General features: G+C 71.0%; 16 protein-coding genes and 1 pseudogene. 8 read left to right on the forward strand and 9 right to left on the reverse strand.

The window, feature by feature from the left end; all coding sequences use genetic code 11:
* Positions 1 to 29: 29 nt before the first annotated feature.
* Positions 30 to 395 carry a PRC-barrel domain-containing protein gene (locus V1460_RS12145; protein ID WP_338673757.1) on the reverse strand — a complete coding sequence of 122 codons (366 nt, stop codon included), beginning with the start codon at positions 393 to 395 and terminating at the stop codon, positions 30 to 32.
* 189 nt (positions 396 to 584) lie between these two features.
* Positions 585 to 895: pseudogene (locus tag V1460_RS12150) on the reverse strand (DUF6328 family protein); the annotation flags it as partial.
* Between V1460_RS12150 and V1460_RS12155 the strand changes: the two are divergent.
* Both V1460_RS12155 and V1460_RS12160 read left to right on the forward strand, forming a co-directional pair.
* On the forward strand, positions 877 to 3,309 hold the full coding sequence (locus V1460_RS12155; RefSeq protein WP_338673758.1) for an FHA domain-containing protein: 2,433 nt from the start codon (positions 877 to 879) through the stop codon (positions 3,307 to 3,309). The pseudogene V1460_RS12150 and the gene V1460_RS12155 sit on opposite strands and share 19 nt — an antisense overlap.
* Before the next feature lie 124 nt (positions 3,310 to 3,433).
* On the forward strand, positions 3,434 to 4,069 hold the full coding sequence (locus V1460_RS12160) for a hypothetical protein (protein WP_338678010.1): 636 nt from the start codon (positions 3,434 to 3,436) through the stop codon (positions 4,067 to 4,069).
* Position 4,070: 1 nt separating this feature from the next.
* Here V1460_RS12160 and V1460_RS12165 read toward each other — a convergent pair whose 3' ends face one another.
* Positions 4,071 to 5,354 carry a streptophobe family protein gene (locus tag V1460_RS12165; protein WP_338673759.1) on the reverse strand — a complete coding sequence of 428 codons (1,284 nt, stop codon included), beginning with the start codon at positions 5,352 to 5,354 and terminating at the stop codon, positions 4,071 to 4,073.
* 104 nt (positions 5,355 to 5,458) lie between these two features.
* Here V1460_RS12165 and V1460_RS12170 point away from each other — a divergent pair, with 104 nt between their 5' ends.
* Positions 5,459 to 6,790 (forward strand): DUF6777 domain-containing protein, encoded by a 1,332-nt coding sequence (locus V1460_RS12170; RefSeq protein WP_407077441.1) that lies wholly within the window; start codon positions 5,459 to 5,461, stop codon positions 6,788 to 6,790.
* A 245-nt stretch (positions 6,791 to 7,035) separates the two neighbouring features.
* Here V1460_RS12170 and V1460_RS12175 read toward each other — a convergent pair whose 3' ends face one another.
* Positions 7,036 to 9,255, reverse strand: a complete 2,220-nt coding sequence (locus V1460_RS12175; RefSeq protein WP_338673761.1) for an FUSC family protein — start codon at positions 9,253 to 9,255, stop codon at positions 7,036 to 7,038.
* A gap of 429 nt (positions 9,256 to 9,684) precedes the next feature.
* Here V1460_RS12175 and V1460_RS12180 point away from each other — a divergent pair, with 429 nt between their 5' ends.
* Positions 9,685 to 10,596, forward strand: coding sequence for a DMT family transporter (locus V1460_RS12180; RefSeq protein ID WP_338673762.1), 912 nt, complete (start codon positions 9,685 to 9,687; stop codon positions 10,594 to 10,596).
* Positions 10,597 to 10,701: 105 nt separating this feature from the next.
* A complete protein-coding gene (locus V1460_RS12185) occupies positions 10,702 to 11,157 on the forward strand; it encodes an SPW repeat protein (RefSeq protein WP_338673763.1) in 456 nt (151 codons plus the stop codon).
* Positions 11,158 to 11,304: 147 nt separating this feature from the next.
* On the opposite strand, the gene V1460_RS12190 is transcribed toward V1460_RS12185, so the two are convergent.
* Positions 11,305 to 13,386: a SpoIIE family protein phosphatase gene (locus V1460_RS12190; protein ID WP_338673764.1), complete on the reverse strand. Its 2,082-nt coding sequence runs from the start codon at positions 13,384 to 13,386 to the stop codon at positions 11,305 to 11,307.
* Positions 13,387 to 13,801: 415 nt separating this feature from the next.
* On the opposite strand from V1460_RS12190, the gene V1460_RS12195 reads away from it, so the two are divergent.
* Together V1460_RS12195 and glgX are read left to right on the forward strand one after the other, a co-directional pair.
* On the forward strand, positions 13,802 to 14,728 hold the full coding sequence (locus V1460_RS12195) for a MurR/RpiR family transcriptional regulator (protein WP_338673765.1): 927 nt from the start codon (positions 13,802 to 13,804) through the stop codon (positions 14,726 to 14,728).
* Between the two features lie 313 nt (positions 14,729 to 15,041).
* Positions 15,042 to 17,204 (forward strand): glycogen debranching protein GlgX, encoded by a 2,163-nt coding sequence (glgX, locus tag V1460_RS12200; RefSeq protein WP_338673766.1) that lies wholly within the window; start codon positions 15,042 to 15,044, stop codon positions 17,202 to 17,204.
* Between the two features lie 17 nt (positions 17,205 to 17,221).
* On the opposite strand, the gene V1460_RS12205 is transcribed toward glgX, so the two are convergent.
* Together V1460_RS12205 and V1460_RS12210 are read right to left on the reverse strand one after the other, a co-directional pair.
* Positions 17,222 to 18,157, reverse strand: a complete 936-nt coding sequence (locus tag V1460_RS12205; RefSeq protein WP_338673767.1) for a MerR family transcriptional regulator — start codon at positions 18,155 to 18,157, stop codon at positions 17,222 to 17,224.
* Between the two features lie 224 nt (positions 18,158 to 18,381).
* The gene (locus V1460_RS12210; protein ID WP_338673768.1) at positions 18,382 to 19,608 is read right to left on the reverse strand and encodes a cytochrome P450; all 1,227 of its coding nucleotides are present in this window, start codon (positions 19,606 to 19,608) and stop codon (positions 18,382 to 18,384) included.
* 162 nt (positions 19,609 to 19,770) lie between these two features.
* Between V1460_RS12210 and V1460_RS12215 the strand changes: the two genes are divergently transcribed.
* Positions 19,771 to 21,018 (forward strand): FAD-dependent oxidoreductase, encoded by a 1,248-nt coding sequence (locus tag V1460_RS12215; protein ID WP_338673769.1) that lies wholly within the window; start codon positions 19,771 to 19,773, stop codon positions 21,016 to 21,018.
* An 11-nt stretch (positions 21,019 to 21,029) separates the two neighbouring features.
* Here the strand turns inward: V1460_RS12215 and V1460_RS12220 are convergent, their stop codons facing one another.
* Both V1460_RS12220 and V1460_RS12225 read right to left on the reverse strand, forming a co-directional pair.
* Positions 21,030 to 21,740, reverse strand: coding sequence for an NADPH-dependent FMN reductase (locus V1460_RS12220; RefSeq protein WP_407077442.1), 711 nt, complete (start codon positions 21,738 to 21,740; stop codon positions 21,030 to 21,032).
* Positions 21,741 to 21,901: 161 nt separating this feature from the next.
* A complete protein-coding gene (locus V1460_RS12225; RefSeq protein WP_338673770.1) occupies positions 21,902 to 22,333 on the reverse strand; it encodes a hypothetical protein in 432 nt (143 codons plus the stop codon).
* Between the last annotated feature and the right edge of the window lie 36 nt (positions 22,334 to 22,369).

The following is a 22,369-nucleotide window of genomic DNA, read 5'->3' on the forward strand; positions in this document are numbered from 1 at the left end:
GGGGCTTCGGGCCGGAAAGCGGTAGCGGGTCAGACGATACGTCCGCCGAAAGGACCGCCCAAGCCGTAGTACGCGCTCAGCGCCTCGTGGTAGCCGATGTCGCCGAGGTGCTTGTCCTCGTGGAATTCCGGAGCGCCCTTGATCTGGTCCTTCGTCCTGTCGACGTGGATCCTGCGCTCGTCCACGTCGACGCGGGTCACCGTACTCGCCGGGAGCAGGACCTCCTTGCCGAAGATCCACACACCGGTGTCCACCACCAGGTACGCGTCGGAGACCTCGTCGGAATGCTTGTCGACCTTGCCGATGGCGCCGTCGGCGGCCTCGACCTCGTAGCCGGTCAGGTCGGTGCCTGCCAGGTGGCCGGCCGTGGACTTGTAGCTCCACCTCTCACTCACGCCAAATCCTTCCTGTGGACGAAGCAACTGCCTGCCTCGATGTGTCCTGTCGAAGTCCGGGGTGGATCCGACGTATCCGCCGAACGGGCCCTGCCGCCCCGCGGTGTTCCCGCGTCAGCGCCAGGCCTGCCGCTCTCGCCGTCCTCACTCGTCTGCCCCGGTATTCGGGGAGGACACCGACGCCTCTACTCGGCCGGAGACTCGGAGCGCTACCGGCCCGATGAGAGCACCGGTGGCCAGCGAACCCAGGATGACCGTCGTGATGTAGATCGTCTTGTCGGTCTGCCCCGGCTTCTGGAAGGCCGGGGTGAACACGACCGTGAGCAGGAGCCGAAGAGGATCTGGACACCCGTCTGCGTGACTCGTATCTCCTGGATGAGTTCCTGCCAGCGACGGTCAGCTCGCTCGTCCTCCGTCTCGCGGTGGTTGTCGTGTCCTCCGTGGCCTGCGTGAAGGAAGCCCCAAAGATAAAATCGGGGGCATGGCTGAGCGGCCCGCAGCGCGCACAGCGCCCGAGCTGGTCATCGAAACCGACCGGGGCTCGACGCTGATGAGCCCGGGCCGGGTCTACCACGTCGGGCGGGACCCGCTGAGCGACGTCGTGATCGACGACGTCAGGGTCTCCTGGCACCACGCGGTGCTCAGGACCGAGGCGGACCACTGGACGCTGGAGGACGAGAACAGCACCAATGGCACCTACACCGACGGTCGGCGTATCCGTGCATCGGGCGTGGGGCCCGGCAGCGTCATACGCTTCGGCAGCCCACAGGACGGTCCGCGTGCCGTCCTCGTCGGTACCGGACCGGCGGCCCCTCCCGAGCCACCCGAGCCGGCGGGGGCCACTCCTCTCACGCCGGTCGCTCCGGTCACTCCGACCGGTCCCTACTCCGCACCGGCGCCGTCACCGGACGCACCCCGGCGCCCCGCCGCCACCGGTACGTTCCGGCAGCCCACCACCGTACGGCCGCTGCCGACCCGCACGGTCAGGATCGGCCGCTCGCCGGAAAACGACCTGATCATCGAGGACCTCATCGTCTCGCGCCGGCACGCCGAACTGCGGGCCCTGCCCGACGGCAGCTACGAGATCGCGGACCTCGGCAGTCACAACGGCACCTATCTCAACGGCCGGCGCATCACCCGCGCGGCCGTCACCCCCGCGGACATCGTCGGCATCGGCCACTCCACCTTCTGCCTCGTCGGCGACGAACTCCAGGAGTTCGAGGACTACGGCGAGGTCTCGCTCGACGTCCAGGACCTCGCCGTCTCGGTGTCCGACGGGAAGCGCGGCACCAAGCTGCTGCTCGACCACGTCTCCTTCCCGGTCGGCGAGAAGTGCCTGCTCGGGGTGGTGGGTCCCAGCGGCGCCGGGAAGTCCACCCTGCTCAACGCGCTCACCGGGCTGCGCCCCGCCAACCACGGCACGGTCCTCTACGACGGCCGCGACCTCTACCGCGACTACGCCGAACTGCGCCGACGTATCGGACTCGTACCGCAGGACGACATCCTGCACCTCCAACTGACCGTGCGCAGGGCCCTGTCGTACGCTGCGGAGCTGCGCTTCCCCGAGGACACCGCGCGCGCCGAGCGTGAGGCCAGGGTCGAGGAGGTCATCCAGGAGCTCGGGCTCGAACAGCGCGCGGACCAGCCGATCCACACCCTCTCCGGCGGCCAGCGCAAACGTGTCAGCGTCGCACTCGAACTGCTCACCAAACCCTCGCTGCTGTTCCTCGACGAACCGACGTCCGGACTCGACCCCGGGATGGACCGCTCGGTCATGCATATGCTGCGAGGGCTCGCCGACGACGGCCGCACGGTCATCGTCGTCACGCACAGCGTGCTCAGTCTGGATGTGTGCGACCGGCTGCTCGTGCTCGCACCGGGCGGGCGGATCGCCTTCTTCGGCGCGCCCGATGACGCTTTGCCGTTCTTCGGCTTCGACGACTGGCCCGTGGCCTTCGAGGCGTTCGAGAACGACCGGGGCCGCGACTGGGCGGGCCAGTACCAGGCGTCCTCGTACTACCACCAGTACATCGGCGCGGCGGCTCAGCCCAGGGCCGAGCCGGACCGGCAGTCCGTGGATGTGGCGCCACCACCCAAGTCACAGAGCTGGTTCGCCCAACTGCGGACGCTCGTGCGCCGCTACGCCTCGGTGTTGAGCGCGGACCGCACTTTCCTGATCATCATGATCGTCCTGCCGTTCGGCATGGGCGCGATGGCTCGGGGACTGGCAGGCAGCAAGTTCACCCAGGAGACCGCGCTCGACGCCCTGCTCGTGCTGTGCGTCGGCGGGGTGCTGACCGGCGCGGCCAATGCGGTGCGCGAACTGGTCAAGGAACGCGTCATCTACCAGCGCGAGCGTGCCGTAGGGCTGTCCAGATCCGCGTATCTGATGTCCAAGGTCGTGGTGCTGGGCGTGATCACGATCGCCCAGGCCGTGGTGCTCACCCTCGTCGCCCTGCTCGGCGTGGATCTGAGCGCCCCCGGTGGCGAGGGGGTGCTGATGCCACCGCTGGTCGAGATCACGCTGGCCGTCGCGGTGCTGTCCTTCACCTCGATGATGATGGGCCTGGTGATCTCCGCCCTGGTGCCGAAGGAGGAAGTGACCATGCCGCTGCTGGTCCTCCTCACCATGGTCCAGATCGTGTTCTGCGGGGCGCTGCTGGAGCTGGACGGGGTGCGGGTGATGGAGCAGATCGCCTGGCTGGTCCCGGCCCGCTGGGCTTTCGCCGCCATGGCGGACACCGTGGACATCGCCCGTATCGTCCAGGGCCCCGACACCGACGATCCCCTCTTCGAGCACTCCGCCGAGCTGTGGGCGCAGAACATGGCGGTGATGGTGGTGTACTGCGTGTTCCTCTGGTTCGTGGTCGCGAGGCTGCTCCGGCGCCATGAACCCGAGGTCATGCGGAAGTAGTGAAAGCATGCGACGGACGGTGCCTTCCGAGACTCCGGTGGATCGTGCTGCCGACGTGCCGACGTGCCGACGTGCCGACGTGCCGACCCGGCCGAGCTGAGCTGACATGGCTGATATGACTGGCATGACAGAGTTCGACACCGTGCCCGGCTTCCGGCCGACGCATGTCGTCCCCGGTGACGGGCTGCCCACCTGGGAGAGCCCGGACGCCGCCCGGCCCAGCGCGCCCCTCGACCCCTTCCTGCCGGTGGAACTGCTCGACCGGCGCGGCGACTGGGGACGTGTGCTGTGTGCCAACGGATGGTCCGCCTGGGTCGACGGACGGCTGCTGGTCCCGGTGCCGCAGTCCCCGCCACCGGCCGGGCAGCCGCTCGCCCGCACGGCGGATCCGCGGCCCCTGCTGGCACGTGCCGCGGAACTGCTGGCCCGTTACCGGCGCGCGGTGGACGACCTGGCGGGGGAGCATGCGGACGGGGAGGCCTTCCGCAGGGCCACCCAGGGCATGCGGGTGGGCATGGTCGTCGACGGTGAGGCGATGTGGTTGTACGAGGCCGAGCATGAGCGCTGGGTGTACTGCGACGGTCGGCATCTGGCCGTGTTCGCCACGGAAGGCTCCCCGCAGGGCGGCGGTGGTGGAAGCGGTGACAGCGGCGCGGGCGATGAAGGTGGCGAAGGCGACGGACGGCCCACCCGGCCGCCCACACAGATCGTCAGCCGCGAGGGCACCATGTCTGCCGACCGCGACCGCGACCCCGGCTGAGCTATCGCGGGCCGTCGTCCTTCGCCCGTGCGGCGGCGCGGCGGCGTACGGACTCGGCCGGCACCGATCCGATCAGCCCCGCAGCGAGCCCCCAGACCAGGGCGAGCCCCAGCGCACCCCACAGCCGCGGCTGCAGGGACACTTCGCCGCCCAGGCCCTCGATGTCGCCGATCCCGATGACGGAGAGGTCGTACCGTGCGGTGACGCGGGCCAGCAGGCAGACGACGAGCACGGTCAGCACCAGCGCGACGCCCATCCGGCCGGCGTGCTGCCAGGTCCTGACACCGGCGGGCGATCGTAGGGCCATCAGGAACGCGGCACCGACCACCAGCACCACGGCGGCCACCAGCAGCCACCAGGCCCGGCCGTCGCGTTCGGACAGCGTGGAGAGATTGAGCGTGGAACCACCGGGCGTACGCAGCACCTCTTCCAGCTCGTGCGGCAGCGATAGTCCGAGCGGGCCCTTGACCGTGCCGTCCCAGGAGGCGCCCATTCCCAGGGTGAGCGCCGGCCACGCCAGGTTCGGCAGGGCGAGCAGGATCACCGCGAACGTCCGCCCCGCGTGCCCCTGCGTCGCGGCGGCGACAAGACCGGCGCACAGAGCGATGACCACATAGGCGAGCAGCAGCGACAGCATCGCGAACGCGGCCGGCCGCACCGACTCCTGGAAGCGCACCAGCCGTGCGGGCAGCGGGGCCCGCCGTGACACCAGCAGCGCCACCGCGACGACGCCGACCAGCCACAGTAGGCCGTACGGCAGCGTGGGCCCGATACCGGCGGCGAAGCCGACGCGGGGGGAGGCGTCGAAGAGGTCCCCGATGTCGCTGAGCGGGGAGTCGCCCAGCGAGACCTCGAAGGTCTCGCGGGCTGCCGCGGCCAGGCACACGAGCCCCAGCAGCCAGAAGACCGCCAGCTGGACGAAGCGGAGCAGCAGCTCGCCCGTTCCCGCGACGGCGCGGTGCCGCAGCGGACGCAGGAAGAGCCAGCCGATCACCAAGGCGCCGACGAGGCTCACGGACAGGGGCGTCATGCTGAGTTCGGCCCGGGTCTCGGCGATCACCCCTGCGTCCCCGGACAACTGCACGGTACCGCCCGCCGCCATGACGACGATGGCGGCCACGACTCGGGGGAAGGCGCCCCCGGGCGGCACGGTGCCCGCGACCCACAGACCGAGCGCGGCGATGATGATCATCGTGACCAGTCCCGCGAAGGCCGCGGCCAGCGCCTCGGCCCAGCCCCGGACCGATCGGCCGAGGCCGCTCCGGGGGGCTGAGTGCTGGCTCACGGTGCCACCGTAAGCAGCGGTGCCGGGCAGGCGCGCGCCAAAGGCGGCCGATCGCGTACGGCTACGGCTTGCAGGCGGTGCGGAGCCGGGGCAGAAATGGGAGGGTGAGCGACCAGCCGCCTCCCGGCCGACCCGAAGGGCCTCCCACCGGTCCTCTTTCCGGCCGGGACTCAGCGCCGTCGCGGTCGCCTTCGGGGCCGCCCGCCGGGCCGCCGAGCGGAGGCGGATCCCGCCCGCCCGGTGGTGGCCCGCCGAGTAGCGGTGGCAGCACCGGCGGAGGGGGCGGAGCGGGGGAGGGGAGGGGCGGTGGCGAAGCCTGGTACCGGTCCGTTCCCAAGCTCGCGACGCTCACCGCGGCGGTCGTCGCGGCCGTCGTGCTCGCCGTCGTGCTCACCCGTGGCGGCCAAACGGCGGCACCGGGCGAGATCTTCATGCAACCGGCGAACGAGAGCGGTCCCGACCCGTTCACCGCCTCCACGGCGAACGGCACGGTGGACGCCCCGCCGGCCGGCCTGCCCGCATCGGACACCGGCGGGGTCACCCGGTCGCCGTCCCGGACCCTGGTGCGAGTGGTGGACGGCGCGACACCCGCCCTCTACGGCGGCGCCCGTGCCACCGCGAGCTGCGACACGGAGAAGCAGATCCGGTTCCTCGCCGCCCAGCCCGAGAAGAACCGCGCGTTCGCCGCGGCCCTTGGCATCGAGCCGTCCGCCGTCGCGACCCGCCTGCGCGCGATGACCTCCCTGCGGCTGAGGCTGGACACCCGGGTCACCAACCACGGTTACCAGGACGGCAAGGCGACCGCCTACCAGGCCGTTCTGCAAGCCGGTACGGCCGTACTCGTCGACGAGCGGGGGCTGCCACGGGTGCGCTGCGCCTGTGGCAACCCCCTGTCACCGCCCGTGGAGGTCCAAGGCGATCCGAAGCGGACCGGTACGAGCTGGTCCGGATTCGACCAGGCCCGGGTGGTGACCGTCCGGCCCGCGTCGCGGACCGTGGACGCCTTCGTCGTGCTGGACTTCGGGGACGACACGTACTTCTCCCGTGAGCGCGCCGGCACCGGTGCCCACGACAGGTCGGTGGCGCCTCCCGAGGACCCCGCCACCCCGACCGAGGTCCCCGAGCCGGTGCGGAGCGACGATTCGCCCCCGACCGGAAAGCCGCCGGATTCCCCCCGGGCCACCAGCCCGGGGGAGAGCCCCGTGAGTGCGACCTGCGAACCGGGTGACGGCGCCCCGGGCTGCCCGCCGACCACGCCGCCCAGCGAGGGTTCCGGCCGGGAGTCGCATCCGTCCGACGGCCCGGCGACACCACGGCCGTCGGACGGCGAACCCGAGCAGCGGGAGACCCCGCCTCCGGGCACACCACCGATCGAGCCGCCGACCGGCGTCCCCGACGGCGGGCCGGTCACCCCGGAGTCCTCGCCCGCGCCCTGATGGCCCGATCGCACGGATGCGCCCGCCTCGGCCCAGGACCGGCACCTCGTCGGCTGGGCCGAGCCCGACCCCCGCGGGGCGGTGACCCCAGCTTGCGCCACGGCCCTACCGCTCGCGCCATCTGGTGGCGACATCCCGACGGGAATGCCGGTTCCATCGTTCCGAGTAGATCTCGAACGGTTGTCCATGATCCTGCTCGGAGTCTCGATGGTCCTGGCGGCACCCCGAGGTGCCGACGCGTTTGATCAGACCGTAGTACGGCCCTCGTCGCCGCGGCCACGCCGGGGACGCATCGAGGCCTCGACCGTCGGCTCGACCCGGGAGAGCTGCGCCAGCAGGCTGTTCAGCCACACTTCGAGGTCGATCAGCATGGGCAGCGGACGATCGTCGGTAGGCACGGGGACGCGGGTGGTGTCCATGGTCCGATGACATGCGTTGTCGTCGGCGGCCAGCTCGGCGATGTGGTCGCTGGTCTCGCCCAGCCTGGCTGCGCTGTCCCGGGCCCAGCTCGCCGCCTCGTACGGGACCGGCACCACCGGAAGGTCGATCTTCGGCAGCCACAGCGCACCGAGGAGCAGGTGCTCCGTCGCGACCAGCACACCGTGCCAGTCGGCGTAGGGCCCGGAGGAGAGCGGCGGTTCGCTGCGGAACTGGGCGTACGCCGTCTCCGCGAGCCGCAGCCGGTGCAGGGCCGGCAGCGTCGAAGGCGGCGGCTTGGCGCCGGGCGGGACGGCCAGCAGTACTTCGACGGTGCCCGTGACCAGTGGGCGGTACGCCCGCAGCAGCTCCGCCATGGTCCGGCGCACCTCACGCCGGGCACCGGCCGGCCAGGCGATCAGTCCGCACAGCAGTCCGATCATGCTGCCCGTGACGATGTCGATGATCCGTTCCTCCGCGAGCTGCCATGACGCGGGCGCCATCTGGGCGAACACACAGGCCACCACCAAGGTGAACAGCGCCTGCGACCAGGCGATCCCGAGCATGGGGCCCAGTGCGAAGGCGGCGAGCATACCGGGCACGAACACGATCGCGTACGCCACGGAGTGCTGGCCGAAGCCCACGAGCAGCGCCCCGGCGGCCACCGCTCCCACGAGGTTGCCGAGCAGTGCCTGACGGACCGTCCACCAGGTCTCTCCCGCGGTGGTACGGCCCAGCGTCAGCACCGCGAGCAGCACCCAGAACCCGTGCGCCAGGTCCAGCGATCCCGCCACGAGCCGGGCGGCGCCGAGGCCCAGGGCGATGCGCACCGCGTTCTGGAACATCACCGAGTGCAGGGTCATGTTCCCCAGCAGGCGCTTGGCCCAGAGGCGCGAGGTGCTCATGTCCGCGTACCAGAAAAGCTCCTGCGGGGGGATCGGTTCCGTCATGCGCCCCACGAGACCCACCTGGATGGAGGTCTCCACGATCCGCGCGGTCTCGGCGACGCCCAGCACCAGCGCCTGCCGACGCAGCAGGGGCACCGACGGTACGCCGCCCGGTGGCCCGATCGCCTGCCTGATCCGCAGCGACTGGAAGTCGGTCATGGCGTCCGCGAGCGTGCCGGTGAGCGCGGGCGGACGGCCCTCGCGCAGGGCCGCCGCCGTTTCGGTGCACAGCCGGGAGACGCGTTCGAGCAGGGTGTCGCACGAGGTGCGGGCGAGTTCCCTGGCACCCGGGGACTGCCTCGTCTCCTGGACCGGTGCGGTCGCGTCCGAGTCAGGCACCCGGTCCGATGCCGGGGCGCGGTTCGACTCGCGGTTCGTCTCGCCGTAGCGGGCGAGCTGGTCGAGGAGGCGGCGGACCGCGTTGCTTCCTTGCGCGAGGGCCCGGTCGCGGCGCCCGGGGCCGGCTGGTCGTTCGGCCGGCGGCAGTTTGGAGAACCTCAACTCCTGACCGGTCGCGCGGAGCCGCTCGGGCGGGATCGCGGTGGGGTTGGCGGCGGCGGCGGCGGCGATGTCGAGGGCGTCTGCCAGCCGCGTCCGGTAGCCGGGCGGCGCGGGCGCGGGGAGCATCACCACCTCGAAGGCGGCGAGCAGCAGCACGCCCACCGCGAGACCGGCCAGTCGGAGCACGAGGGTGTCGGGGGCATAGGGCGGGAAGCACGCCAGGATGTAGAAGAGCTGGAGTCCCGGAGCGGCTCCGGCGGGCAGTGGACCGGCGACCGCGGAGAAGGCCAGGCAGAAGCCGACGACCAGCATCCCCAGCACCGCGGCCCAGGTGTGTACCGCCAGTAGCGTGCCCAGGGTGACCAGCAGCAGCCCCACGGGCAGTGCCTTGAGCATCGCGACGGAGCGCTGGCGGCCCGACCCCGGGATCGGGGAGAGCGCGCCGAGTGCGATCGGCGCGAACAGCGCGTACAGCGCCAGTTCGGGTTGCGGCCGGGGCAGCGCGTAGAGGAACACGTAGAAGCCGATGCTGCTGGCGACCGTCACCCGGATCGCACGGTGCACGATCTCGGTGCGTTCCGCTTCGCTCTTCCCGGTCATGGCGAGGCCTCGCCGACCGCGCGCGTCCTCACGGCCGGAGCCGACTCAGCGCGCATGGGCACATTCCTCTCCGCCGGCGGCGCCGCAGCGGCGCCGTGGGCCGGGACGCATCCCATTGTGTGTCGGGCCCGACACCTCCGCAGCCCGGACGATCACCCGGGCGGTGGTTGCGTCGGCGGTGCGGATCGGGGGTGTGGATCGGGGGTGCGGACGCGACCGGGCGAGCCCGGATCGCGGTGAGCGGGGGGCGGGGCGACCATGGTGCAGCGGGTACGGGGCGGGACGCCGGCTGAGGTACGGGCGGGCCCGGTTGCCTGGGCGGGCGTCAGGAGGCGGTCGGACGACAGAGAGCGGGCAGGCACAAGCGGGCGGACAGCGCTCAGGCGATCAGTTGATGAGGCGGTCAGGCGGTCATCAGGAGGTCCAACGGTGTACTTGCTCGTCCCGGTGGTATTCGCGCTCGCCGCGGCGCTCAGCAACGCCATCGCCACCGTGCTCCAACGCAAGGCCGCGACCAGCGTGCCGAGCTCCCAGGGCTTTCGCGCCGGGCTGATGCTCGACCTGCTGCGGCGGCCCGTGTGGCTCGCCGGCATCGTCGCCGTCATCGTCGCGGGACTCTGCCAGGCACTGGCCCTCAACACCGGTCCCCTGACGGTCGTCCAGCCGCTCTTCGTCCTCGAACTGCCCCTCACCCTGATCGTCGCCTCGCTGCTGATGCGCCGCCATCTCGCCCGCAGCGCCTGGATCGCCGTGGCGTGCGTGGTCGTGGGACTCGGCATCGCCATGGCGGCGCTCGCCCCCACGGGAAACCGCACCCACGTCCCGCTGGACCGCTGGCTGCCGGCTCTCATCGGATGCGTGGCGGCGGTGGCCGTGCTCTCCGCCGTGGCGCTGCGCCGCCCGGAGGGCCGGACCCGCGCCGCCTGCCTGGGCACCGCCACCGCCATCTGCTTCGCCCTGACGGCTGCCCTGATGAAGGAGGCCACGCACATCCTGGACGACTACGGGGCCGTGGCCTTCTTCACCGCCTGGCAGACCTACAGCTTCGCGGCAGCCGGCGTCGCGGCTCTCTTCCTGCTCCAGAACGCCATGCAGGCGGGCCCATTGGTCGCCTCCCAGCCCGCGATCACCCTCGGCGACGCGATGGTGAGCCTCGCCCTCGGTGTCGTCGTCTACGAGGAGCAGGTCCGCTCCGGCTGGTGGCTGCTGCCTCAGTTGCTCGGGTTCGCGCTGATCGGGCTGGGTGCGGTGGCCCTCGCCCGGATCCCGCTCACCCAGGATCTGGTGGCCCCCGACGACACCGCCGACGCCCCCGCCCCGGCCGCGCAGCCGCCGCCGTGAGTCCGAGTCCCGGGCGAAGTCGGCCAGAGTTGGCCAAAACGGCATAGAAAGCGTTTCATTGCAGGTGAAAGGGTCACGCCAGGCTCCCAAAGGAGGCGGCCCACCATGACCACACACCCGAGCATCGAACAACACCCCGACCTCGCGGAGATGCGCGCTCGATTCGAACGCGCGACTGCCACCCCGCGTGCCCAGGCGATAGAGACACTGGCCCTGCTCACAGGCCTCTACCTCGCCGCATCGCCCTGGATAGCCGGGTTCAACGGCCTTACCACGCTGGCCGTGACCAACCTGATCACCGGCGTCGCCTATGTGCTGTGCATGAGCGGTGTCGGCTCGGCATATGAGCGGACGCACGCCATGGCGTGGTGCGCCATCGCCATCGGTGCATGGACGATCATCAGCCCGTGGGTCGTCGCCGGCGGTGTCGCCACCGCGCGCACGATCGTCAACAACGTCATCGTCGGCGCCCTGGCGCTCTGCCTGGGTCTTGCCATGGCCGCCATGAGCGGTGGCGCGACCGGTGGCCGCCGTTCCGGCGGTCTGGGCTCGCTGCGCTGACGTACCGCCCCCGCTGACGTGGCCCTCGGAAGCTCCCGGGCCTCCTCGGCGCCCCGGCCGCGGACCACTTCCTGGTCCGCGGCCCCGCGGCCTTCGGCGTCCCCCGGCACCTCCGCGTGAGCCGACGCGTCGCCCCGGCGGCAGGCTTCACTCCTTCACATGCGCGATCAGCAGTGCCACATCGTCCTGATCGGTCCCGGCGCGAAGCGACTCGAGCAGCCGGTCGCACGTCTCCTCAAGGCCCGCACGGGGCCCGTCGAGCAGTCCGAGAAGCACGTTGAGCCGGGCGTCGATGTCCTCGTCTCGGGTCTCCACCAGCCCGTCCGTGTAGAGCACGAGGCGATCACCCGGATCGACGTCCACGGTCACCGCGCGGAACGGGACCCCGCCCACGCCGAGCGGTGCGCCGGTGGGCAGTTCGAGCAGTTGCGGCGGACCCTCGGGCCTTACCAGCACCGGGGGCAGGTGCCCCGCGGCTGCGATCGTGCAGTGGCCCTGGTGGGGGTCGTAGAGCGCGTACAGGCAGGTGGCGATGTACGACCCGAGACCGATGGTGATGTCGTCGAGGTGGCGCAGCACCTGCGCCGGATCGAGGTCGAGCGCCGACAGGGTGCGGGTGGCCGTGCGCAACTGGCCCATCGCGGTCGCGGCATTGATCCCGCTGCCCATCACATCCCCGACCACCAGCGCGGTCCGGTCCCCGCTCAGGGGCAGGATGTCGTACCAGTCGCCGCCGACCTCGCTCGCGGCACCGGCCGGCTGGTAGCGGGAGGCGACCTCCAGGCCGGTCACCGGTGGGGGCTGCTGGGGCAGCAGACTGCGCTGGAGGGTCAGCGCGGTGTTGCGCTGCTGCTGGTACCAGCGTGCGTTGTCGATGCACACGGCCGCCCGTGCGGCCAGCTCGGAGGCGAGCAGCACGTCGTCCGAGTCGAAGGGCAGCTGGTTGCGGAACCGCTTGAGGTCGAGCGCCCCGAGCACCTCACCCCGTGCGATCAGTGGCACGGCGAGATACGAGTGCACTCCCGCCTCGGCGAGCAGGACGGCGGCGTCGGCATCGCGCGCGATGCTGAGCAGATCGTCCTCGTCCACATGCGGGATGACCACCGGGGTGCCCGTCCGCACGCACCTGGTGACCAGCCGGGCGGCGTCGTACCGGGCCAGCTCACCGGGCTGGTCGGCCGCCTGTAGCGCGGGTGTCGGCTCCGCGACGGTGACCGCGAGTGCGCGTATCACCGCCCGGCCGCCTGCCGGGATCTGTTCCCGGCGGCCCTCGACGGCCGAGTCCAGTACATCCACGGCCGCGATGTCGGCGAGCTCCGGCACCGCGATGTCGGCGAGCTCCCGCGCCGTCTGCCGCAGGTCCAGCGTGGTGCCGACGCGTACCGCCGCGTCGGCCATCGTCGTCAGCCTCCGCCGGGCCCGCTCGGCGGCCTTGGCGGCGTGGTGTCTGTCGGTCACGTCCACGACCGAGGCGGCAAGGCCGAGGATCCGTCCTCCGGGGTCCTCCAGCCGGTACAGGGAGACCGACCAGGCCCGCTCGGTGTCGGGCTCGGCCGGGGTACGCCCGACGACCTGCCGGTCCAGCACCGGCGTGCCGGTGTCCAGGACCTTCCGCATCGAGACCTCGATCGTGCCGTCGTCCTGGAACGGCAGGGTCTCGCCGGCCGGGCGGCCGATCTGCTCGGCGGCCGGGACGCCGTTGATCCGTTCCAGCGCGGCGTTGACGGCGACGTAGCGCAGATCGACGTCCAGCACCGCGAGCCCGATGGGGGACTGGTCCACCAGGCGCACGGACAGCGCGAGGTCTCGCTCGACCCGGCGCAGCGTGGACTGCTCGGTGGCCAGCCCGAGGGCGTAGTAGCCGCCGTCTACGTCCTGGAGGCGCATGTTGCGCATCTCCAGGTACCGGATTCCGCCGTCCTTGTGCAGGATCGGGAAGACCCCGGCCCAGCTCTCACCGCTGCCCATGACCTGGGCGAACAGATGCACCACCAGGTCGACGTGCTCGTCGGCCACCAGCAGCCGGGCCGCGTACTGGCCCAGTGCCTCCTCCGCCGTGTAGCCCAGAAGCTGTTCCGCCTGCGGGCTCCACAGGGCGATCTGCCCCTCGGAGTCGAGCACGATCGCCGCCATCCGCAGGACGTCCAGCAGACCTCCCGGCGGGGCAGGCCCGAACTCCATCTGGCCGACCGGTGCCGGGCCAGCGGAGAACCCGTCCGTGCCACCCATGCCCAGCAGCTCCTCCCGCCGTCACGGCGTGCTCCTACCGTCCCCCTGACCGCGCGCGTTCCATACTCCCCCCGCGACCATGGACACGCACCCCCCGCGCACGGATCGGGACAGGGCCGTAACCCTCGGAGAGTTCCCCCGATCGGCTCCCGCAGCCCCGTAGCCCCGCAGCCCCGCAGCCCCGCAGCCCCGCAGCCCCGCAGCCCCGCAGCCCCGCAGCCCCGCAGCCCCGCAGCCCCACCGGCCGACCTCGCAGGTCCGCCGACCGACCTCGCAGGTCCGCCGACCGGTCCGGTGCGCAGACATCGAGGCCCTGTGACCCCCTGCGCGCGGGGCGATCACCTTCCGTCGCCCGCCCCAGGCCACAGCCGGGGGCGCTATGTTGAGCACGAATGGGACATGAAGGAGGCACACGGTGCCGTCAGGACAGCAGCAGGCGCGGGCACAGGCCTCCGCGATCACACCGGGACGGCATGCCCCGGACGCGGAACCGTCCCCGGCGGACAAGGTCCGTGCGCTGTTCGGCGGTCACCGCTTGTCTCCGGGGCAGCGACGCATCGCGCAGTACATCACCGACCATCTGACCGAGGCCGCGTTCCTGTCCATCACGGACCTCGCGGAGCGAGTCGGGGTCAGCCAGCCCTCCGTCACCCGCTTCGCTTCCTCGCTGGGCTTCAGCGGCTATCCCGCGCTCCGTGAAGCCCTCCAGCCGATCGCCCTGAGCGCCGTGGCGGGTGCCCAGGACACGGGCGAGGCGGACCGCCGCAACGAACTCCAGGCGGCCGTGGACGCCGAGATCGCCAATCTGGAGAGCCTGCGCCGCGTGCTCGCCAACCCCGACCAGGTGCTCGCCCTCGGTCGTGCGCTGGCCCAATCGGTACCCTTGACGATCCTGGGTCTGCGTATCTCCGCCTCGCTCGCGGAGTACTTCGCGTACGCCGCCAGGCGTATCCACCCGGATGTGCGGCTGGTCTCCCGCGGTGGCAGCGTGGCCTATGACGCACTGCTCCAGTCCCGGGAGGCGGGCGGCACCTGGGTGCTCGCGTTCGCGATGCCGCGGCACGCCAAGGAGACCCTGGCAGCGGTTCGGGCTGCCCGCCGTACGGGGCTCCGCACGGCTCTGATCACGGATCTCACGCTGGGTCCGCTCGTCGACGAGGCTGATGTGACCCTCACCGCGGCAACAGGATCACGCCTTGTTTTCGATTCGTACGCGGCGCCGGGTGTGCTCTCCGCCGCCGTGCTCCAAGCCATGGCGGACGCCGACCCGGAGCGCACGCAAACCCGCCTTGAGCAGTACGAGCAGGCAGCAGAGCAGCACGACTTCTTCCTGGAGGACTGACCGGCCGAGAGCGCGAAGGCATGGGCGTTTTCAGCCATCAGTCAGCATGAAATTTTTCATACGCTTGCTTACTTGGCAGTATATTTATTTACTGTCCCTGGCACCCGGACGGCACTCCTCCTCGTCGGACCCACGGTGTTCTGTTCCGGGCACTCCGCTCCCCTCGGAGTGCCCGACCCGGTGGCCTCGGTCAACCCCTGGGCCGGGGCCACCGGGCCGTACAGCCCGGCTGACGGCTGTCCGGGGACACACTGACCCAGACACGCTGAGCCGGTGATCCGCGGCGGACGGGAAACGGGCTACGGTCACCGAGGTGAAGACTCGCCCCGGTCGTCCCTGCCCCCTCGGCGCCACCTACGACGGCACCGGCACCAACTTCGCCCTGTTCTCGGAGGTGGCCGAGAAGGTCGAGCTCTGTCTGATCGACGACGCAGGCGCCGAAGAACGTCTCGCGCTGACCGAAGTCGACGGCTTCATCTGGCACAGCTACCTACCGCGGGTGGAACCCGGGCAGCGCTACGGGTTCCGGGTACACGGGCCCTTCCGACCCGGCAAGGGCCACCGCTGCAACCCCGCGAAACTCCTCCTCGATCCCTACGCCAAGGCCATCGACGGGCAGATCGACGGACATCCCTCGCTGTTCGGCCACCGGCTCGACCGGCCCGGCGAAGCCGGTGAACCGGACGTACCCGACAGCAGCGACAACCTCGGCCACACGCCGCTGTCCGTGGTGACCAACGCCTTCTTCGACTGGGGCAACGACCGGCCGCCCAGCCGCCCGTACCACGAGTCCGTGATCTACGAGGCCCATGTGAAGGGCCTCACCCGGACCCACCCCGGACTGCCCGATGCCATCCGCGGCACCTACGCGGGGATCGGGCACCCGGCGGTCATCGAGCACCTCACCGCGCTCGGGGTCACGGCGATCGAGCTGATGCCTGTGCACCAGTTCGTCCAGGACGGGCATCTGCGGCAGCTCGGGCTGTCCAACTACTGGGGCTACAACACCATCGGATTCTTCGCACCGCACAACGCCTATGCCTCCACCGGTAGCCGCGGCCAGCAGGTGACCGAGTTCAAGAGTATGGTCAAGGCCCTGCACGAGGCCGGCATCGAGGTCATCCTCGACGTCGTCTACAACCACACCGCCGAAGGCAACGAACGCGGCCCCACGCTGTCGTTCAAGGGCATCGACAACGCCGCTTACTACCGGCTGGTGGACGGCGACCGCGGTCACTACTACGACACCACCGGCACGGGCAACAGCCTGCTGATGCGGCATCCCAATGTGCTCCAGCTGATCATGGACTCGCTGCGCTACTGGGTCACCGAGATGCACGTGGACGGCTTCCGCTTCGACCTCGCCGCCACTCTCGCCAGGCAGTTCCACGAGGTGGACCGGCTTTCCGCCTTCTTCGACCTGGTGCAGCAGGACCCGGTGATCAGCAGAGTGAAGCTGATCGCCGAGCCCTGGGATCTCGGCGAGGGGGGTTACCAGGTCGGCAACTTCCCACCGCTCTGGTCGGAGTGGAACGGCCGCTACCGTGATGCGGTCAGGGACTTCTGGCGCGGCGAGCCCTCGTCGCTGGCGGAGTTCGCGTCCCGGCTCACCGGCTCGTCCGACCTCTACCAGGACGGCCGCCGCAGACCGCGGGCGAGCGTCAACTTCGTGACCGCGCACGACGGTTTCACCCTGCGCGACCTCGTCTCGTACGACGAGAAGCACAACGAGGCCAACGGTGAGGACGGCAACGACGGCGAGAACCACAACCGCTCGTGGAACTGCGGCGCCGAAGGGCCCACCTGCGACGCCGCCGTGCGGGAGCTGCGTGCACGGCAGCAGCGCAACCTCCTCACCACCCTGCTGATCTCCCAGGGCGTGCCGATGATCGCCCATGGTGACGAGCTGGGCCGCAGCCAGCAAGGCAACAACAACGCGTACTGCCAGGACAACCCGCTTTCCTGGGTCGACTGGGACCTGGACCCCGAGCGGCGGGAACTGCTGGCCTTCACCCAGCGGTTGGTGCGGCTGCGGGCGCGCCATCCGGTGCTGCGCCGGCGTCGCTTCTTCCGCGGCGAGAGCGACGGTAGCGGCATCGCGGACCTGTTGTGGCTGCGTCCGGACGGCGAGGAGATGCGAGCGGAGGACTGGGCGCGTCCTGACGCCCGTGCCATCGGTGTGCTCCTGAACGGGGACGCGATCACGGAACCGGACGCGTTCGGCGAGCCGATCACCGATGACACGTTCCTCGTCCTGCTCAACAGCCATCATGGGCCGGTCGACTTCAGCCTGCCGGACCACACCCACGGTGACAGCTGGTCGGTCGAGGTGGACACCGCGGCACCGGCGGGTGACACCGACGAGACAGTGGTCAAGGCCGGTGCCCGGGTCACGGTGGAGGCGCGCGGCACACTCGTCCTGGTACGCGATCGGCCCACGGTCGGTCGCCGAGCGGGCGGCGGCGTGGCTGACTGACCCATCGGACAGAACGGCTAGACCTGGAACGCCACCTGAGGTCCGCCGTCGGACAAGGAACCGACCCCGGTCGAAGTGGTGAGTGCCTCGACCAGCCAGCAGTGCGTGATCCCCAGATTGGGTCCTGGTTGGCCGGACAGTGTGGCGACGTGCTGCCAGTAGCGTTGGAACAGCGGTATGGTGCCCCGCAGTTGCGCTCCCATGAAGGTCCGGAAGCCCGGTGTGTCGTTCTCGTGGCGGGAGCGTGCGCACGCCACCGAGAAGCGGTCCAGGGCCTCGCCGGGTTGTGGCGGCTCACCGGCGGCGACCAACACGTCGGCCAGATCGGATGCGTCGAGCAACGCCGAGTACAGCGAGGCCTTGTCGCGTACGTTCGGGCAGACCCAGTACACGGGGAACTGCGGATGCGCGGTCAGTGCGTGCAACTCGGCATAGGCGAGCGCGGTTTCGGCGGTCGGGTCGCCTGGTGGATCCGGTACGGCCTGCGCGATGATGCGGTCGACCAGCCGGGCCGGTATGGACGACGGGATCGTCCGCTGCCACGAGTGCACGAGGTCGCCATGGGCCTCCGGTAGCCGCTGCACGCGTGCCAGTACCTCAAGTCGACGCAGTCGCTCGGGTCCTGAGCACTCGTCAAGAGCTCTCAGAGTCGCCTCGCGCCAGCGCAGCTCAGTCAGCTTCCGCTGGACCAGACCGAGTTCGTCGGCCACCAGATCGCCGATGCCGCGTTCACCGGTGGCCACCTCGGTGATGGTCGCGATCGGGGTGTCGAGGGCTCTCAGCCGCTGAATCAGCCGCAGTTGCTCCAGTGCCTCGGGTTCGAAGCGACGGTGGCCGCCGCCGCTGCGTTCCGCCATGGGCAGCAGTCCGATGTCGGAGTAGTACCGGATGGTCTTCACCGAAAGACCGGTGTGCTGCGCCAGCTCGCCGATGGTCCATGTGATTCGCTTCACTACCCCTTGAACCTCCAGTGCACGGGAGGTTTTAGCGTACGTAACGTCAGGTCGCGACACCTCCGCGGCCTCACACGACCGGCTGGCGGACGGGGGCGTGGTCCAGTCGGTGCACGGGGGAAGGGGTGGCTCGGGCGAACCACTTGGGTGGGCCGCCCGAGCCCGCCGCCACGAACCGAGCCGCCACCGCGAACCACGGCGCGCGTACCCGCGGTCGAGGGCGGCTATGCGCGGCCTGCGGCGGTGAAGGTGACCGGCAGGCTCACGGGGCCGCGCAACCCTCCCGGCCGCCAGCGCAGTTCACCGGGCGGCACTGCGAGAGCCAGGTCGGGAAGCCTGCGCAGTACGGTGCCGATGGCGATCTGGCCTTCGAGCCGGGCGAGTGGCGCCCCCAGGCAGTAGTGGATGCCGTGCCCGAAGGCGAGATGGGCGTTGTCGCGCCGAGTGATGTCCAGCCGGTCCGGTGCGGGGAACCGACCCGGGTCGCGGTCGGCGATGGCCGATGCGATGAGCACGGTGGCACCGCGGGGTACCGCCACACCGCCGATGGTGACGTCCTCACGAGCGAAGCGCGCGATGCCGGGGTTCACCGGACCGTCGTAGCGGAGGAACTCCTCGATCGCGCCGGGCAGCAGCTCGGGCTCCTGGTGCAGCAGGGCGAGCTGGTCGGGGTTGGCGAGCAGCGCGGCGATGCCGCTGCCGATGAGATTGACCGTGGTGATGTACCCGGCGGCCAGCAGCAGGAATGACATGGCGATCAGCTCGACCTCTTCCAGCCGCTGCTCCTCGTCCCTGGCGGCGATCAGCGCGCTGAGCAGGTCGTCCCCCGGACGGGCCCGCTTGGTCTCCATGAGCTTGGTGAGATAGGCGTGCATCTGCTGCCAGGCTCCGTCCACCACGGCCGGATCCGGTGCCTCCGCCCGGCGCAGGACCATGTCGTCGGTCCAGCGCTGGAAGTCATGCCGGTCGGACACGGGCACTCCGAGGAGTTCACTGATCACGGTGACCGGGAGGGGCAGGGCGAAGTCGCGGACCAGATCGGCGCGGCCGGTCGGGGCGATGTCGTCGATCAGCCGGTCGGTGAGGTCCTGGACCCGGGGCCGCAGTCCGGCCACCCGGCGTGCGGTGAACGCCTTCGACACCAGCCGGCGCAGCCGGGTGTGGTCGGGCGGGTCGCTGCGGAGCATGTTGCTCAGCATCGACTCGCGTTCGGTGGAAGGTAGCTGCTCCAGCAGGCGAGGGTCGCTCGCATCGCGCACATCGCTGCTCAGCCTCGGGTCGGAGAGGGCCGCCAGCCCGTCCTCGTATCCCGTGACCAGCCAGGCCTCCACGCCGCCGCCGAGGACGGCACGGCACACCGGGCCTTGCTCGCGCAATTCGCGGTAGAGCGGGAAGGGGTCGGCGACGAAGGCCGGATCGGCGTAGGGCAGAAGGACGGGCTGCTGGGTCATGGCTGCCTCCCTGATGCGTGGACGCTCGTATGCGTACATTCACAATATTCTGAAGATTGGTAATGTTCAATAGTGGCTTGAGGGCAGCCGGGGTATATGTGTCAGAGGGCCTGATCCGGGGACGGGCCGGCAGGCGTACACACGGACGAGGGGACGGCGGCGATGGAGCGGACCACGTGCTGTGTCGTGGGCGGCGGACCCGCGGGGATGGTCCTCGCCCTGCTGCTGGCCAGGGCCGGTGTGCGCGTCACGGTGCTGGAGAAGCACGGCGACTTCCTGCGTGACTTCCGCGGTGACACCGTCCACCCGTCCACGCTCTCCCTGCTGGACGACCTCGGACTGGCCGAGCGGTTCGCCCGGCTGCCCCAGCGCCGGGTGTCCACCGTCCAACTGCCTCTCGGCAGTGACGGTTCGCTCGTCACCGTGGGCGATATCGCCGCCCTGCCCGGCCCGTACAACTACATCGCGATGGTCCCGCAGTGGGACCTGCTCGACCTGCTGGCCGACGAAGCCGGGCGCGAGCCTTCCTTCTCGCTGCGGATGAGCACCGAGGCGACGACGTTCCTCCATGAATGCGGCCGGGTCACCGGAGTGCGCTACCGCACCTCCGACGGCCGCACCGGGGAACTGCGTGCCGCGCTCACCGTCGCCTGCGACGGCCGGGGCTCACTCGCCCGCGCACTTCCCGAGCTGGGGCTGCGGCGCTTCATGTGCCCGATGGACGCCTGGTGGTTCCGGCTGCCCCGGCGCTACGGTGATCCGCATGGGCTCGTGGGCGGTGTCGGCGACGGGTTCTTCAGCGCCCTGATCGACCGTGGGGACTATTGGCAGTGCGCCGGGCTGATCCCCAAGGGCACCGACGGTCCCCGCCGCGCCGCGGGACTCGACCGCTTCCAGGCGGAGTTCGCCTCTGCAGTGCCCTGGCTCGCGGACCGCGTGGACGCACTGAGCACCTGGGACGACGTCAAGCTGCTCGACGTACGGCTCGACCGGCTGCGGCGCTGGCATCGTCCGGGCCTGCTGTGCATCGGGGACGCCGCGCACGCCATGTCACCGGTCTTCGGCATCGGCATCAACCTCGCCGTCGAGGACGCCGTGGCCGCCGCCCGGCACCTCGCCGGGCCGCTGCGCGACGGCACGGTCGGCCTCCGGGAGGTGCGGGCCGTCCAGTGCCGCCGCATGCCGACCACGGTCCTCACCCAGGGCCTCCAGCGGATCGCCCACCGGGCGGTGATCGAACCGGTGCTGGCCGGGCGACCACCCTTCGGCGGCGCCGCGGCGGCCGCGCGTGCCACGGAGCTGATCACCACCTCCCACCGGCTCAACAAGGTGCCGGCGTACTTCCTCGCCTACGGGGCGCTCCGCGAGCGCCCGCCCGCGGAGTCCGTACCCCCGCGAGCCCGAGCCTGAGCCGCCTTTCGTCAAGCCTCGGCGCGCTCGGTGACCGGGTCGCTGCTGCGGTCGCCCAGGAACTCGTACCAGCGGTGCTGCACGCACGGGTACTTGATGTCCGCCTCCACCAGGTCCAGGAACGAGTCCACGGTGGTCCCCAAGCGCTCCTGGAGCCCGCGGTCGTTCAGCTGGCCGTCCACGGTGAAGGCCTGGTGCGCGGCGGCGAGACTGAACATGCCGGGGTAGACCCGAGCCCCGAGGTGCTCTAGGGGCACCCGCAGGGCCCACAGGCCCCGGTTGCCGCCCACCATGGACGGGGAGGCCGAGACCAGCAGCGTCTGCTTGTCCTTGAACGGCTGAGGCCGGAAGCGGGAGACCCAGTCCACGGCGTTCTTGACGGTGCCGGGGACCGAGGCGTTGTACTCGGGAGAGGAGACGACAAGGGCGTGGGCCGCCTCGATGCGGTCGCGGAGCGACACCGAGCCCGGCGGGAGACCCGTGGCCTCCTCGTCGTCACCGTCGTACGGCGGCACGCTGAACTCGCGCAGACTGGCGAGGTCAGCCGTGGCTCCCGACTGTGCGATGAGCCGTGCGACCAACGCGGCCAGCAGTTCGTTGACGGAGCCGGTGCGGGACGAGCCGGAGAGCACGAACACCCGCAGGCCCGCGCGGCCGACGGGGGGTGGGGGCGGGAAGCGGTTGCCGTCCGGGGTGGGCTGGGTGGGGGCGGAGTCAGTCATGGTCGGATCACGCCTTTCCCGTCTCTGACTCGGAGACTCTCACTCCAGGCTCCCTCGTCTCCCCGCACGGATCACCTCGGGGCGCCGGGGTGGCCGTCCAGGCGGAACCGGCCTACCATGCCGGGCCCGCCAGGGATGGCTCCGCAAGGCCGCCCCGTCGGTCACCGGGGGCCCTGACCGGCAGCCGGCCCACGTGCCGTGGGCGCGTTCCGCCAGGCCCAGGCCCCGCCGAGCAGTACGAGGGCGAGCCCGGCCGCGGCGCCCCAGAAGACCGCCCGTGACCCAGCGGCGGCGATCAGGGTGCCGCCGAGCGCCAGACCGAGCGGCTCGGCACCGAACGACAGGGTGCGGAAGGCGCTGTTGGACAGATGCGAGACCGCGGAGAAGACATGCCCGACACCTTCCAGGAAGGCGACGAGGGCGAGATGAGCGACCGTCAGTCCACCGAGGGCGTAGGCGATCGGCACGGTGGCCAGCACGGCGCAGCGCCCCAGGTCGGCGACGATCATCACCGGTCGCCTGTCCCACCGGTCGATGAGCACGCCCGCGAGCGCGTTCAGCAGCAGATACGGGGCGTACCGGGCCGCCCCCACCAGACCGGCGAGGCTGGGGGATCCTGAGATCGCCAG

The sequence above is a fragment of the Streptomyces sp. SCSIO 30461 genome, from assembly GCF_037023745.1.
Classification (GTDB): Bacteria; Actinomycetota; Actinomycetes; order Streptomycetales; family Streptomycetaceae; genus Streptomyces.

Bases quoted from the DNA above. Each gene is read 5' to 3' on its own strand.
- V1460_RS12155 (WP_338673758.1), top strand. From the start codon at position 877: ATGGCTGAGCGGCCCGCAGCGCGCACAGCGCCCGAGCTGGTCATCGAA.
- V1460_RS12160 (WP_338678010.1), top strand. From the start codon at position 3,434: ATGACAGAGTTCGACACCGTGCCCGGCTTCCGGCCGACGCATGTCGTC.
- V1460_RS12175 (WP_338673761.1), bottom strand. From the start codon at position 9,255: ATGACCGGGAAGAGCGAAGCGGAACGCACCGAGATCGTGCACCGTGCG.
- V1460_RS12185 (WP_338673763.1), top strand. From the start codon at position 10,702: ATGACCACACACCCGAGCATCGAACAACACCCCGACCTCGCGGAGATG.
- V1460_RS12190 (WP_338673764.1), bottom strand. From the start codon at position 13,386: ATGGGTGGCACGGACGGGTTCTCCGCTGGCCCGGCACCGGTCGGCCAG.
- V1460_RS12210 (WP_338673768.1), bottom strand. From the start codon at position 19,608: ATGACCCAGCAGCCCGTCCTTCTGCCCTACGCCGATCCGGCCTTCGTC.
- V1460_RS12215 (WP_338673769.1), top strand. From the start codon at position 19,771: ATGGAGCGGACCACGTGCTGTGTCGTGGGCGGCGGACCCGCGGGGATG.
- V1460_RS12220 (WP_407077442.1), bottom strand. From the start codon at position 21,740: ATGACTGACTCCGCCCCCACCCAGCCCACCCCGGACGGCAACCGCTTC.